Genomic DNA, 14,684 nt, shown 5'->3' on the forward strand with positions numbered 1-14,684 from the left:
ATGACCCGCTTGACGGCTAGCGCCGTCGGAGACCCTTGCAATGCCCGACCAAGATGTACGCTTGCAACACCTGAAAGTTTGGCTCGATGAACAACTGCCGATCCTTTTCACTCAACAGGGCTGGGGCCCCGTACCCCCGGCCACGTTGACCGCCGCCAGCAGTGACGCGAGTTTTCGGCGTTATTTCCGCTGGGAAGGCGAGGGTCGCAGTTTGATCGTCATGGATGCGCCACCGCCCCAGGAAAACTGCAAACCCTTCGTGGATATTGCTTTTTTGCTGGCGAAATCCGGCATTAACGTGCCAAAAATTTATGCCGAAGACCTCGAGCGCGGCTTTCTTTTGCTCAATGACTTGGGCAACCAAACCTATCTGGACGTAATCAACGGCGAAAATGCCGACGATTTATTCCGCGATGCCCTGCAAGCCTTGCTGGCTTTCCAGCAGCTGCCAATGGTTGCGCCGTTGCCGAGCTACGATGTCGCGTTGCTGCGTCGGGAGCTGGAATTGTTCCCCGAGTGGTACGTCAAGCGCGAGCTGGGGATCGAATTGGATTCGGCCCAGCAGCAACTCTGGCAGCAGGCCAGCGAGCTGCTGATCGACAGCGCCCTGGCCCAGCCCAAAGTGCTGGTGCACCGGGACTACATGCCACGCAACCTGATGCTCAGCGTGCCGAACCCCGGCGTGCTGGATTTTCAGGATGCCGTCTATGGTCCCGTTACCTACGACGTGACCTGCCTGTTCAAGGACGCTTTCCTCAGTTGGCCCGAGGCGCGCGTGCGCGGCTGGCTGGAGAGTTACTGGCAGCAGGCCGGCGCCCTCGGCATTCCCGTGCAGCCGGACCTCGAGGACTTCCTGCGGGCCAGCGATTTGATGGGCGTGCAGCGTCATCTAAAGGTCATCGGGATCTTCGCGCGCATTTGTCATCGTGATGGCAAGCCACGCTACCTCGGTGATGTGCCGCGATTCTTTGCTTATATAGAAGCGGTCATTGCCCGCCGTCCGGAACTGGCACCGCTCGATGAACTTCTGGGCAGCTTGCGGCAATCGGCTGGAGCAACGGCATGAAGGCGATGATTCTGGCGGCGGGCAAGGGCGAACGCATGCGCCCCTTGACCCTTACCACGCCAAAGCCGTTGATTCGCGTCGGCGGTGTTCCCTTGATCGAATACCACTTGCGGGCGCTGGCCAGGGCCGGATTCACCGAGATCGTGATCAATCACGCCTGGCTCGGTCAGCAGATCGAAGATCACCTGGGGGATGGTGCACGGTTTGGCGTGAGCATTCGGTTTTCCCCTGAAGGCGAGCCGCTGGAAACCGGCGGTGGAATCTTCCGTGCCTTGCCGCTGCTGGGCGATGAAGCGTTTGTGGTGGTGAACGGCGATGTCTGGACCGACTACGACTTCAGCGCTTTGCGCCGACCGCTCGAAGGGTTGGCGCACCTGGTGCTCGTCGATAATCCCGAGCATCACCCAGACGGCGATTTCGTCCTGGTCGACGGAAAGGTTCACGATAGGCACGCCCCTGCCGACAACCTGACCTATAGCGGCATCGCCGTTCTGCACCCGCGGTTGTTCGACGGTTGCGCGGACGGTGCGTTCAAGCTCGCACCGCTGTTGCGCGCGGCCATGGCCGAGGGACGCGTCAGTGGCGAGCACCTCAAAGGGCATTGGGTCGATGTCGGCACCCATGAACGTTTGGCGCAGGTCGAAACCTTGATAGAAGCGAGCGGTTGATATGTGGTGGCCAGGGACTCTGATTGGAGCCGGGGCGGGCTTTGCCATAGCCAACATTCCGGGGGCCATGCTTGGTGCGTTATTAGGACAAGCGTTGGATAGGCGCCTAAACGTGCAAAGCTGGGAGCAGCTTCGTGAGCGTCTGGGCGGGCGCCCAGCATTGCGCAACGATGAATTGTTGTTTGTGTTGCTGGGGCGTTTGGCGAAAAGCGATGGGCGTGTGGTCGACGGTCACATCCAACAGGCTCGCCAGGAAATGCGAGCCCTGGACCTGAGCGAATCGGCGCAACGCCGGGCCATCGCTGCATTCAACCGGGGCAAGTCTGGAGATGTCCGCCTACGTGGTTATCTGCGCCGTCTCAGCACCCAGCCGCATGCGGCGGAAGGCGTGCTGCGGGCCTGCTGGCGAATGGTTTGGGCTGATGGCAAGGCGGGCGTCGGCGAGCGTGAATTGATTGCCCGGTGGGGCAAGTGGCTGGGCTGGACCCAGCAACAGGTCCAGGCATTGGCCAGCGATTACGAACCGCACAAACTGTCGCTGCCCAGCAGTGGGGTGACGTATCAGGAGGCGTTGCGTTTGCTGGGCGTTTCCGCCACGAGCGAACCGTCACAGATCAAGCGCGCTTACCGACGCCTGCTCAGTCGCCACCATCCGGACAAGATTGCCGGTAGCGGGGCAACGCCCTTGCAGGTGCGTGAAGCCACTGACAGGACTCGGGAGTTGCACAACGCCTATCGCTTGATACGGGAACGGCGGAATTTCCGGTAGCGCCACTATCCCCTGTGGCGAGGGAGCTTGCTCCCGTTCGGCTGCGCAGCAGTCGCAGTCCGGGTCTTTATGAAGAACCGCAGTGCTCGCTTTGGGGACCGCTTCGCGCTCCAGCGGGAGCAAGCTCCCTCGCCACAGGAGGGTGGGCGCCGACATCCCGAACGGGTCAGCCTTACTCCCCCGCCTTCTGCGGATTCAACCAACCCCGGACCCGACGAAACAGCTGCTCCTGCTCCGCCGCCGGGTTCGGCAGGGCCTTGAGGGACACCTGGCTGAAGGTCGAGCCTTTCAAGCGTTTGCTCGCCTGCAAGCGCTCCAGCGCCGCGTTTCGATCCAGCGGCTTGTCCATGTAGAAAATGTCGGCGGTCGCCAGTTTCAAGGTCGAGGTCAGTTCGGCCAGGGCCGGCTTGGCGGTGGCCGGGGTCTGGGCGGCCACCATCACGAAGCGTTCGACTTGTGAGGGCTGCTTTTCACTCAAGTAGCGCGCTGCCCAATAGGCGCCAGTGCCATGGCCCAGCAGCACGATACGGCGTGCGCTTTGCTGTTCGGCGTAGGCCAGGGCTGCATCGATACGGGCGAAGATGCGCTCGGCGTCGGCCTTGGCATGTTCTTCATCGGTTTGGTCGACGACGGGATCTGTCGCATCGGCTTCGCCGCCTGCGGCCTGTTCGATCGGCGCCGCAGTGGTGGCGTCCGGTGTTGCGGCAGCGGTGTCGGTCGGCTTGGTCTCGGGCGGTGTTTCTACCACGCGCGGTGCAATGACGTCGCTTTGTAGGTCCGGCAGGGTGATACTCAGGCTGCTCCACTCAACATCGGGCAACTTTTTCCGCAAAGGGCCGATAGCTTGAGGCCAGTCAGCTGTTTCGCCGGCGCCGGGGATTATGATGACTGCGCCTCTGGGGTCGCCGGTATTGGCTGGTTTCCACAGTGCCAGGAAGGCATCGCTGCCGGTCTGTAACTGTTGTTGTTCCTGGGCCGGGACTCTTCGTTCAAGTGCGGTCGCCTCTTCCTGGCTACGCTCGAGCAAGGGTTGGCGCTCGACGGGTTTTTCCTCGGCAGGTTGCTGCGCGGCGGGCGCCGTTTCGCTGGCCTGTACAGAAAAGGCACTTGGCAGGATCAGCGACAGGCACAATGCTGGCAACGCCAGGCGATAAACAGAGGGCATTGGATATTCCATGACCAGAAGTATTTCCGGCAGCCTAATGGGTTGGTCAGTATTTGTCAGTGCATGAGATTTCGATGATGCGTTTTTGCTGCCTGTGGGTTATCGGCTGTTTATGGCTTCCCTTGATGGCGTGGGCCGCGCCCGCGCCGTCGACGCATGGGGTGCAATTGAATGCGGGACAGCGCCAGTGGTTGGTGCAACATCCGCAATGGCGGGTCGGCCTGGTATTGCAGGCGCCCTATGCCCAATACGACCGGCGCCTGCAGCGTTTGTCCGGCACTAACGTCGAGTTGATGCAATGGCTGGGCAAGGCGTTGAACGTCGAGCTCACCTGGCGCAATTTCCAGGACCTGGCACAACTGGAAGCAGCGGTGCGCGCCGGCGAGGTGGACGTAGCTCCGGGCCTGACCCAATCCCCGGGCGGGCTCAAGCTCTGGCAATTTTCCGATCCCTATATGCGCGTGCCGCAACTGATCGTCGGCGCGCAGAAGGGCGCCGAAGGGGTTGAGTTGGAAAAACTCGACAGCCAGGCCCGGGTCGCGGTGCGCATGCCCAGCGCGACGGCCGATTACCTGCGCAGCAACTACCCGACGCTGAATCTGCAAGGTGTGCCGATGGAGCGCGAGGCCCTGCAATTATTGCTGACCCAGCAGGCTCGATACGCGGTGGTCGACGAGGCACAGCTCGGGCGGTTGATGGTCGAGCCCGAATTCGCCGAGCTGGCGGTGGTGGGCGACATCGGCCTGCCGCAGTTGCTGCGGGTTGCCACACGCCGGGACTGGCCGGAACTGGCCGAGATCATCGACAGCGGTTTGCAGGCGATACCGGCCAAGGAGCTGGAGCAATTGCACAGCCGTTGGCTCAAGCCAAAATATCCACGCCTGACCGAGACCCCGGGCTTCTGGCAGAACTTGACCCTATTGATTCTGGCCCTGCTGCTCAGCAGCGTCGCCATCGTGTTCTGGCAGCGCCGCCAGCAACGCGCACTGGAGCGTCGTCTGCGTGCCGCGAGGGAGGACATCGCCCAGCGTACGGCCAGCGAAGAAGCCTTGCGCCTGACGCAGTTTTCCATCGATCAAAGTACGGTCGGCATCCTCTGGGTCAATTGGGACAGTCACGTGCGTTATGCCAACCGAGCGGCTGAAACCATGCTCGGCTATGCCTCGGGCGCCATCATCGACCGCCCCTTGATCGACTTCGAGCCGGGTTTGCACATGGATCGCTGGCTGAACCTGTGGAAGCGCGCCCGGGCCAGCGAAGATGGGCCGCAGAGTTTCGAAACCGAATGCGTGCGAGCCGATGGCAGCATCTTGCCGGCTGACGTTTCTCTGAGCTTCCTGCGCTTTCGCGACGCTGAATACCTGGTGGTCTACCTCAACGACGTGACCGAACGTCGACGTGCGCTGGCGGCGTTGCGCGAAAGCGAAGCACGGTTGCAAGGTATTGCCGCTAATGTGCCAGGCCTGGTCTTTCGCCTGGAGCGGGCGCCGGTGACCGGTCAGATCGACTTTGCCTACATCAGCGAAGGCAGCGAAAGCCTGGTGGGTTATTCCCCTGCAACCCTGGCCCGCAGCGACACCGGGTTGCGCAGCCTGGTGCACCCGCAGGACAAGGCCGATTACCACCGCACTCAGGACCAGGCGCTGGACACCGACAGTGACTGGTCATGGCAAGGCCGCATCCTGACCCGCGAAGGCCAGGAGCGCTGGGCCGAGATCAAAGCGATCACCCGCCGTCTCGAAGATGGCGCCTATGTCTGGGACGGAATCGTCTGGGATATCACCGAAAGCAAACGCATCGAACTGGAGCTGGCCAGCTCACGGGAACAGTTGCGCGAATTGTCAGCGCACCTGGAAAGTGTGCGGGAAGAGGAAAAGGCGCGCATTGCCCGGGAGGTCCACGACGAGCTGGGCCAGATGCTGACGGTGTTGAAGCTAGAAACATCCATGTGTGAATTGGCCTACGCGCAACTCGACCCGGGCCTGCATGAGCGGCTTAATAGCATGAAGCGCCTGATCGCTCAGTTGTTCCAGTTGGTGCGGGACGTGGCAACGGCGCTCCGCCCGCCGATCCTGGATGCTGGCATTGCCTCGGCCATCGAATGGCAGGCTCGGCGTTTCGAGGCGCGTACGCAGATCCCATGCCTGGTGCAGGTGCCGGACAACCTGCCGGCCCTGAGCGACGCCAAGGCCATTGGTCTGTTCCGGATTCTCCAGGAAGCGCTGACCAACGTGATGCGCCATGCCCAAGCGCATACTGTAGAGCTGACGCTGGTTCAGGAGGGCGACGAATTGTGTCTGACCATCAGCGACGACGGTGTAGGATTTATTGCCGATACGAGTCGGCCAACCTCCTTTGGCCTGGTCGGCATGCGTGAACGGGTATTGATCATGGGCGGGCAGTTGACCCTGGAGAGTGAGCCGGGGGAGGGGACGACCCTGTCGGTGCGGGTGCCGTTGCATGAGGCCTGATGGGGTGGGTTGCCTGGGCGGGCCCAATCGCGAGCCAGCTCGCTCCCACATTGATTGAGATCTACACATACACCCTGTGGGAGCGAACTGGCTCGCGATGAGGGATCCTGAATCTGGAGAACAATGTGATCCGTGTACTGGTAGCCGAAGACCACACCATCGTCCGTGAAGGCATCAAGCAACTGATCGGCCTGGCCAAGGATCTGGTGGTGGTAGGGGAGGCGAGCAATGGTGAGCAGTTGCTCGAAACCTTGCGGCATGTGCCCTGCGAAGTGGTGCTGCTGGACATTTCCATGCCCGGCGTCAACGGCCTGGAGGCGATCCCACGGATCCGGGCGCTGAACAATCCACCGGCCATCCTGGTGCTGTCGATGCATGACGAAGCGCAAATGGCCGCCCGTGCCCTGAAGGTCGGCGCCGCCGGCTACGCGACCAAGGACAGCGATCCGGCCCTGCTGCTCATGGCGATTCGCAAGGTCGCGGCCGGCGGACGCTATATCGACCCGGACCTGGCCGACCGCATGGTCTTTGAAGTCGGCCTGACCGACACGCGACCGCTGCACTCGCTGCTGTCCGAGCGTGAATTCTCCGTCTTCGAACGCCTGGCCCAGGGCGCCAACGTCAACGACATCGCCCAGCAGCTGGCCCTGAGCAGCAAGACCATCAGTACCCATAAGGCGCGGCTGATGCAGAAGCTCAACATCACCTCATTGGCTGAATTGGTGAAGTATGCGATGGAGCACAAGTTGCTTTAAATCCCACCGCTATGCCCCTTGTGGGAGCGAGCTTGCTCGCGATGGCGTCGGCACATTCAATATTGATGTCGGCTGATACTCCGCTATCGCGATCAAGCTCGCTCCCACAAGGTTTTGTCTCGGCATATCCATTTGCGACACACCCCAACAGCGCTTTTCGCCCCTGCTTGCCGCTTGCCGCTCATCACTTGCCGCTGCACTTACCCAATCCCGCCATCCCTGTAGGGCAATCCCTACCCCGACTCTTCCATCCGGCTGAGGTGATTCTCTCCTGCGCCCCGATTTGCGCAGGCCCCAGGCTCCACTAGGCTTGACTCACAAGCAGTCATCAATACAAAAGGTGCGGGTATGAGCCAGGTCGATTCAAGCGCGGGGGCCAGTGATGTGCTGGTCAGCTTTCGTGGTGTGCAAAAGAGCTACGACGGCGAGAACCTGATCGTCAAAGACCTCAACCTGGATATTCGCAAGGGCGAATTCCTGACCCTGCTCGGGCCTTCCGGCTCCGGCAAAACCACCAGCCTGATGATGCTCGCCGGGTTTGAGACCCCAACCGCCGGTGAGATCCTGCTGGCCGGGCGCTCGATCAATAACGTGCCACCGCACAAGCGCGACATCGGCATGGTGTTCCAGAACTACGCCTTGTTCCCGCACATGACCGTCGCCGAGAACCTCGCGTTCCCGCTGACGGTGCGTGGCCTGAACAAGAGCGACGTGAGTGATCGGGTCAAGCGCGTCTTGAGCATGGTCCAGCTGGACAGCTTCGCCCAACGCTACCCGGCGCAATTGTCCGGCGGCCAGCAACAACGGGTAGCCCTAGCCCGGGCGCTGGTGTTCGAACCGCAGTTGGTGTTGATGGACGAACCCCTGGGTGCGTTGGACAAGCAGCTGCGTGAACACATGCAGATGGAAATCAAGCATCTGCACCAGCGCCTCGGCGTCACCGTGGTGTACGTGACCCACGACCAGGGCGAAGCCTTGACCATGTCTGACCGCGTGGCGGTATTCCACCAAGGTGAGATCCAGCAGATCGCCCCACCGCGCACGCTCTATGAAGAGCCGAAAAACACCTTCGTCGCCAACTTCATCGGCGAAAACAACCGCCTCAATGGCCGCCTGCACAGCCAGACCGGCGACCGTTGCCTGGTGGAGTTGGGACGCGGTGAAAAGGTCGAGGCACTGGCGGTGAATGTCGGCAAGCCCGGCGAGCCGGTGACCCTGTCGATCCGTCCGGAACGGGTGAGCCTCAACGGCGTCAGCGAACAATGCGTCAACCGCTTCTCAGGGAGGGTGGCGGAATTCATCTATCTGGGCGACCACGTCCGGGTTCGCCTGGAAGTCTGCGGCAAGAATGACTTCTTCGTGAAACAGCCGATTGCCGAGCTCGATCCCGGGCTGGCCGTTGGCGACGTGGTTCCGCTTGGCTGGCAAGTCGAGCATGTGCGTGCGCTCGATCCCCTTCTAGAGGCGAATTGATCGCCCCCTGCTGTACCAACACCAACCCTGCACGTGGAGAGAACAATAAATGTTGAGATCCCTGAAGTTCACAGCCCTGACACTGGGCATGATGGGTGCGGCAAGCGCGATGGCGGCGGGCCCGGACCTGACCGTGGTGTCTTTCGGCGGGGCGAACAAGGCGGCTCAGGTCAAAGCCTTTTACGCACCGTGGGAAGCGGCCGGCAATGGCAAGATCGTGGCTGGCGAGTACAACGGCGAAATGGCCAAGGTCAAGGCCATGGTCGATACCAAGAGCGTTTCGTGGGATTTGGTAGAAGTCGAGTCCCCGGAATTGTCCCGTGGTTGTGACGAAGACATGTTCGAACAACTCGATCCGGCCCTGTTCGGCAAGGCCGAAGACTACGTCAAGGGCGCCATCCAGCCTTGCGGCGTGGGCTTCTTCGTGTGGTCGACCGTGCTGGCCTACAACGCCGACAAGCTCAAGACCGCGCCGACCAGTTGGGCGGATTTCTGGGACACCAAGCAATTCCCAGGCAAACGTGGCCTGCGCAAGGGCGCCAAGTACACGCTGGAATTCGCCTTGATGGCCGATGGCGTAGCGCCGAAAGACGTCTACAAAGTACTGGCTGGCAAAGACGGCCAGGATCGCGCCTTCAAGAAGCTCGATGAGCTCAAGCCGAACATCCAGTGGTGGGAAGCTGGCGCCCAGCCGCCGCAGTACCTGGCTTCCGGTGACGTGGTCATGAGCTCGGCCTACAACGGCCGGATCGCCGCGGTACAAAAAGAAAGCAACCTGAAAGTGGTGTGGAACGGCGGTATCTACGACTTCGACGCTTGGGCCATCCCACGTGGCCTGGACAAGACCCGCGCCGAAGCGGCGAAGAAGTTCATCGCCTTCTCGGTGGCGCCGCAGCAGCAGAAGACCTATTCGGAAAACATCGCCTACGGTCCGGCCAATACCCAGGCTGTACCGTTGCTGGCCAAGGATGTCCTGAAGGACATGCCGACCACCCCGGAAAACATCGCCAACCAAGTGCAGATCGACGTCAGCTTCTGGGCTGACAACGGTGAGCAACTGGAGCAGCGCTTCAACTCCTGGGCGGCCAAGTAACCAAAGCGTCCATGGGTGAACGGGCTTTGTGGCGAGGGAGCTTGCTCCCGCTTGAGTGCGCAGCACTCACAAAATTGGCGTTGCCGACAAAATTTTGGGGCCGCTTCGCAGCCCAGCGCGAGCAAGCTCGCTCGCCACAATGACTCGCTTGCACAGGTTGCGGTTTCAAAAGAACAGAGGCGGCCCGCCGCCTCTGTAACGATCAAAAAGATTCGCGGAGTTCGCCATGGCTATCGCCGTTCCACTGAACGCGGGCACCAGCCCCACCCTCAAGCAACGGCTCAAGCATGCCGAGCGGATCAACCGCTGGAAGGCCCAGGCCTTGATCGCGCCGCTGGTGTTGTTTCTGTTGCTGGTGTTCCTGGTGCCGATCGTGGCGCTGCTGTTCAAAAGCGTCAGCAACCCGGAAGTGGTGGGCGCCATGCCTCGCACTGTCGCCGCCGTCGCTGCATGGGACGGACGCGGTTTGCCGGGCGAGCCGGTGTACAAGGCTGCCAGTGAAGACCTGGCCGAAGCCCGCAAGAATCAGACCTTGGGCGACTTGTCCAAGCGCCTGAACATGGAACTGGCCGGCTATCGCAGCCTGCTGACCAAGACCGCTCGGGCGTTGCCGTTTGCCACCGAGCCGGCTTCCTATAAAGAAGCCTTGGAAAACCTCGATGAGCGTTGGGGCGACCCGGCGTACTGGCAGGTGATCCGCCGCAACACCAGCAACGTCACCCCGTATTACCTGCTGGCGGCCGTCGATCACCGCATCGATGACCTCGGCGAACTGGCCCCAGCTACCCCCGACCAGGCGATTTACCTGGATATCTTCACTCGCACGTTCTGGATGGGCCTGGTGATCACCGCGATCTGCCTGGTGCTGGCTTATCCGTTGGCCTACCTGCTGGCGAACCTGCCTTCGCGCCAGAGCAACCTGCTGATGATCCTGGTGCTGCTACCGTTCTGGACCTCGATCCTGGTACGCGTCGCCGCATGGATCGTGCTGCTGCAGTCCGGTGGTCTGATTAACAGTGCGCTGATGGCCATGGGCGTCATCGATAAGCCCCTGGAGCTGGTGTTCAACCGCACCGGCGTATACATCTCCATGGTCCACATCCTGCTGCCGTTCATGATCCTGCCGATCTACAGCGTGATGAAGGGCATCTCGCCAACCTATATGCGTGCGGCGATTTCCCTGGGCTGTCACCCGTTCGCCAGTTTCTGGCGGGTGTACTTCCCGCAGACCTATGCCGGGGTCGGTGCCGGTTGCCTGTTGGTGTTCATCCTTGCCATCGGCTACTACATCACGCCGGCGCTGCTGGGCAGCCCGAACGATCAGATGGTCAGCTACTTCGTCGCGTTCTACACCAACACCAGCATCAACTGGGGCATGGCCACGGCGCTCGGCGGGCTGCTGTTGCTGGCGACCATCGTGCTTTATTTGATTTACAGCTGGCTGGTGGGCGCCAGTCGCCTGCGCCTGAGCTAAGGGGAGATCGAAAATGGTGAGTCCTTACATGTCCCCCGTCGAGCGGGTGTGGTTCTACTGCTTGCGCACACTCTGCGGGCTGATTCTGTTGTTCCTGATCCTGCCGGTGCTGGTGATCATTCCACTGTCGTTCAACTCCGGCAGTTTCCTGGTGTACCCGCTGCAAGGCTTTTCGCTGCAGTGGTACCACGATTTCTTCGCCTCGGCCGAATGGATGCGAGCGCTGAAGAACAGCATCATCGTGGCCCCGGCGGCGACGTTGCTGGCGATGGTCTTCGGCACGCTCGCGGCCATCGGCCTGACCCGTGGTGACTTCCCAGGCAAGGCGTTGGTGATGGCCCTGGTGATTTCGCCGATGGTGGTGCCGGTGGTGATCATTGGCGTGGCCAGTTACCTGTTTTTCGCCCCGCTGGGGATGGGCAACAGCTTCTTCTCGCTGATCGTGGTCCACGCCGTGCTGGGTGTACCGTTCGTGATCATCACGGTGTCGGCGACCCTGCAGGGGTTCAACCACAACCTGGTTCGGGCTGCCGCCAGTCTTGGGGCTTCGCCACTGACGGCGTTTCGTCGGGTGACCCTGCCGTTGATCGCCCCGGGTGTGATCTCCGGCGCACTGTTCGCCTTCGCGACGTCGTTCGATGAAGTGGTGGTGACCCTGTTCCTGGCCGGCCCCGAGCAGGCAACCTTGCCACGGCAGATGTTCAGCGGCATCCGCGAAAACCTCAGCCCCACCATCGCGGCGGCGGCGACCCTGCTGATTGCCTTCTCGGTGATCCTGTTGCTGACCCTGGAGTGGTTGCGTGGGCGTAGCGAGAAGCTGCGTACTACCCAAGCCTGACGAATATGGGAGCGAGCAAGCTCGCTCCCATAGGGCCTCATCCACAGGCTCCTTATCGCATTCATGGGCTGAATGGCAGACAACCTCCAATACCGAGCTATCCTTGTGCCAGCCCATACTCGAATAAGAGGCCGCGCACATGAGTCTTTCCTCATTCAAGATCGCCCATAAACTGATCACCGGTGCTGCTGCCATCGAGCAACTGGCGGCGGAGTTGACGCGCCTGGACGTCGACAACCCGCTGATCGTGACCGATGCGGCGTTGGTCAAGTCCGGCACCGTGGAACTGGCCTTGCAACATCTGGGCGGACGAGACTACGAGATTTTCGACCGGGTCATGCCGGACCCGGAAATCGCCATTGTCGAGGACTGCATGCAAGCCTATCGCGACGGTGGTCATGATGGCCTGATCGGTCTCGGCGGTGGCAGTGCCATCGACATTGCCAAGTGCGTGGGCGTCTATGCCGGGTACCACGGCGAGCTGCAGGATATGTTCGGCGTCGATCAGGTGCCGCGCAAAGGCCCGCCCATGATTGCCATCCCCACCACGGCCGGTACCGGTTCGGAAGTCACCAACGTGGCGATCCTTTCCGACAAGGCCGCACAGCTGAAAAAAGGCATTGTCAGCGATTATCTGTTGCCGGACGTGGCGCTGGTCAGTCCGCAGATGACCCTCACCTGTCCGCGCGGCGTCACGGCTGCCAGTGGCGTTGATGCGTTGGCACACGCCATCGAGGCCTACCTGTCGCTCAATGCTTCGCCAATCACCGATGCCCTGGCCATCGGCGCAATCAAGCTGATCAGCCGCGCGCTGCCCAAGGCCTATGCCAACCCGGCTCACCTGCAAGCCCGGGAAGACATGGCCACGGCCAGCCTGATGGCCGGCATGGCATTCGGCAATGCCGGGGTGGGGGCGGTCCATGCACTGGCTTATCCATTGGGCGGGCGTTTTCACGTGTCCCATGGCGTCGCCAATGCTATGTTGCTGCCGTACGTCATGACCTGGAACAAGATGGCCTGTGTCGAGCGCATGCGTGACATCGCCGAGGCCATGGGCCTCAAGACCGCGCACCTGAGCGATCTTGAGGCGGCCGATGAGGCTGTGGAGGCGATGATTACGCTGTGTGCTGCCGTGGAAATACCCCAAGGTCTCAGCAGCCTGGGCGTGACCGAGGACGTGATTCCATCCATGGCGGTGGAAGCGGCGGGAATAGAACGGTTGATGCGCAACAATCCACGCAAACTGAGCGCCGCCGATATCGAGAAGATCTACCGCGCGGCGTATTGATCGATTGCCACGGTGGGCGCGCCAAATCTTGAGGTATACAATGCGCGCCATCGTGATTTCGCTCAAAACAGGTGCGTCATGCAGCCCTTCGCTATTGCTCCGTCGATTCTCTCTGCCGACTTCGCCCGCCTGGGCGAGGAAGTGGACAACGTTCTGGCCGCCGGGGCCGACATCGTGCACTTCGATGTCATGGACAACCACTACGTACCCAACCTGACCATCGGCCCGATGGTCTGCGCGGCGCTGCGCAAGTACGGCGTCACCGCGCCGATCGACGCGCATTTGATGGTCAGCCCGGTGGACCGCATCGTTGGTGACTTCATCGAAGCCGGCGCTACCTACATTACTTTCCACCCTGAAGCCACGCAGCACATTGACCGCTCCCTGCAATTGATCCGCGAAGGCGGTTGCAAGGCCGGCCTGGTGTTCAACCCGGCGACGCCCCTGGACGTGCTCAAGTACGTGATGGACAAGGTCGACATGATCCTGCTGATGAGCGTCAACCCTGGCTTCGGCGGGCAGAAGTTCATCCCGGGCACACTCGACAAGCTGCGCGAAGCCCGTGCGTTGATCGATGCCTCGGGGCGTGATATCCGCCTGGAAATCGACGGTGGTGTGAATGTAAAGAATATCCGTGAAATCGCCGCGGCCGGCGCCGACACGTTTGTCGCGGGTTCGGCCATCTTCAACGCACCGGACTACGAAGAGGTGATTGCACAAATGCGCGCCGAACTGGCCCTGGCGCGCCCATGAGCGGTTTCGAGCAGCTGTTCCCCGGCAGCTTGCCACGTCTGGTGATGTTCGACCTCGATGGCACATTGGTCGATTCGGTCCCGGACCTCGCGGCGGCGGTGGACACGATGCTGCTCAAGCTTGGACGCCCGCCTGCCGGCCTCGATTCGGTACGCCACTGGGTCGGCAATGGCGCGCCGATGCTGGTGCGCCGGGCCCTGGCCAATGACATCGATGCCCAAGGTGTCGATGATGCCGAGGCCGAGCGGGCGCTGGCGTTGTTCAATGAAGCCTACGAAGACAATCACCAACTGACGGTGGTCTACCCCGGCGTGCGTTCCACCCTCAAGTGGCTGCAAAAGCAGGGCGTGGAAATGGCCCTGATTACCAACAAACCGGAGCGCTTCGTTGCGCCGTTGCTGGACCAGATGAAAATCGGCCGCTATTTCCGCTGGATCATTGGCGGCGATACCTTACCGCAGAAAAAGCCTGATCCGGCCGCGCTGTTTTTCGTGATGAAAATGGCCAACATCCCGGCCTCTCAATCCTTGTTCGTCGGCGACTCGCGCAGCGATGTGCTGGCGGCCAAGGCGGCAGGGGTCAAATGTGTGGCACTGAGTTACGGCTACAACCACGGCCGCCCAATCGCCGAAGAATGTCCTGCCCTGGTAATCGACGATTTGCGCCTGTTAATTCCCGGTTGCCTGGACCCGGCCGCTGAGATAACGTTGCCCGACGCTGTTCAATCCTCTTCTGGAAACGCCATCGTGGTGGTCACTCGCAAACTCTGGATGAAAGTCATGAAGGCCCTGGCCCGCTGGCGTTGGCGCACCTGATGTGATCCCGGCCGGTTATCCGGCGCGTTTGCATACCTGACTGTCAGCTCCTCTTG

13 protein-coding genes are annotated in these 14,684 nt (G+C 61.4%); 12 read left to right on the forward strand and 1 reads right to left on the reverse strand.

The features are described 5' to 3' along the window. Positions 1-40: 40 nt before the first annotated feature. The 3 genes from TK06_RS23990 to TK06_RS24000 are packed head-to-tail and all read left to right on the forward strand — an operon-like array spanning position 41 to position 2,503. Positions 41-1,066: an aminoglycoside phosphotransferase family protein gene (locus TK06_RS23990; protein ID WP_063324112.1), complete on the forward strand. Its 1,026-nt coding sequence runs from the start codon at positions 41-43 to the stop codon at positions 1,064-1,066. Beyond that, positions 1,063-1,734 (forward strand): N-acetylmuramate alpha-1-phosphate uridylyltransferase MurU, encoded by a 672-nt coding sequence (murU, locus tag TK06_RS23995; RefSeq protein WP_063324113.1) that lies wholly within the window; start codon positions 1,063-1,065, stop codon positions 1,732-1,734. The genes TK06_RS23990 and murU overlap by 4 nt, the downstream gene beginning before the upstream one ends. A 1-nt stretch (position 1,735) precedes the next feature. Next, complete coding sequence (locus tag TK06_RS24000; protein WP_063324114.1) at positions 1,736-2,503, forward strand: TerB family tellurite resistance protein; 768 nt, start codon at positions 1,736-1,738, stop codon at positions 2,501-2,503. A gap of 172 nt (positions 2,504-2,675) precedes the next feature. On the opposite strand, the gene TK06_RS24005 is transcribed toward TK06_RS24000, so the two are convergent. After that, positions 2,676-3,668, reverse strand: coding sequence for an alpha/beta hydrolase family protein (locus tag TK06_RS24005; RefSeq protein WP_063324115.1), 993 nt, complete (start codon positions 3,666-3,668; stop codon positions 2,676-2,678). 74 nt (positions 3,669-3,742) lie between these two features. Between TK06_RS24005 and TK06_RS24010 the strand changes: the two genes are divergently transcribed. The 9 genes from TK06_RS24010 to TK06_RS24050 all read left to right on the forward strand — a co-directional run bounded on the left by TK06_RS24010 (position 3,743) and on the right by TK06_RS24050 (position 14,628). After that, on the forward strand, positions 3,743-6,139 hold the full coding sequence (locus tag TK06_RS24010) for a PAS domain-containing sensor histidine kinase (protein WP_063324116.1): 2,397 nt from the start codon (positions 3,743-3,745) through the stop codon (positions 6,137-6,139). A gap of 125 nt (positions 6,140-6,264) precedes the next feature. Further along, complete coding sequence (locus TK06_RS24015) at positions 6,265-6,894, forward strand: response regulator (protein ID WP_003206156.1); 630 nt, start codon at positions 6,265-6,267, stop codon at positions 6,892-6,894. Between the two features lie 348 nt (positions 6,895-7,242). Next, positions 7,243-8,367, forward strand: a complete 1,125-nt coding sequence (locus TK06_RS24020) for an ABC transporter ATP-binding protein (RefSeq protein WP_063324117.1) — start codon at positions 7,243-7,245, stop codon at positions 8,365-8,367. Positions 8,368-8,416: 49 nt separating this feature from the next. Next, on the forward strand, positions 8,417-9,460 hold the full coding sequence (locus tag TK06_RS24025; RefSeq protein ID WP_003206153.1) for an ABC transporter substrate-binding protein: 1,044 nt from the start codon (positions 8,417-8,419) through the stop codon (positions 9,458-9,460). A 226-nt stretch (positions 9,461-9,686) separates the two neighbouring features. Further along, entirely contained in the window at positions 9,687-10,934 is a 1,248-nt protein-coding gene (locus TK06_RS24030; protein WP_063324118.1) for an ABC transporter permease, read from the forward strand. Between the two features lie 13 nt (positions 10,935-10,947). Then, positions 10,948-11,772 (forward strand): ABC transporter permease, encoded by an 825-nt coding sequence (locus TK06_RS24035; RefSeq protein ID WP_063324119.1) that lies wholly within the window; start codon positions 10,948-10,950, stop codon positions 11,770-11,772. Between the two features lie 139 nt (positions 11,773-11,911). Continuing rightward, positions 11,912-13,060: an iron-containing alcohol dehydrogenase gene (locus TK06_RS24040; RefSeq protein WP_063324120.1), complete on the forward strand. Its 1,149-nt coding sequence runs from the start codon at positions 11,912-11,914 to the stop codon at positions 13,058-13,060. 78 nt (positions 13,061-13,138) lie between these two features. Continuing rightward, positions 13,139-13,813 (forward strand): ribulose-phosphate 3-epimerase, encoded by a 675-nt coding sequence (gene rpe, locus TK06_RS24045; RefSeq protein ID WP_063324121.1) that lies wholly within the window; start codon positions 13,139-13,141, stop codon positions 13,811-13,813. Further along, positions 13,810-14,628, forward strand: coding sequence for a phosphoglycolate phosphatase (locus TK06_RS24050; RefSeq protein ID WP_063324122.1), 819 nt, complete (start codon positions 13,810-13,812; stop codon positions 14,626-14,628). The genes rpe and TK06_RS24050 overlap by 4 nt, the downstream gene beginning before the upstream one ends. Positions 14,629-14,684: the final 56 nt, after the last annotated feature.

Origin of the sequence: Pseudomonas fluorescens (assembly GCF_001623525.1) — a bacterium.
GTDB classification, from domain to species: Bacteria; Pseudomonadota; Gammaproteobacteria; order Pseudomonadales; family Pseudomonadaceae; genus Aquipseudomonas; species Aquipseudomonas fluorescens_Q.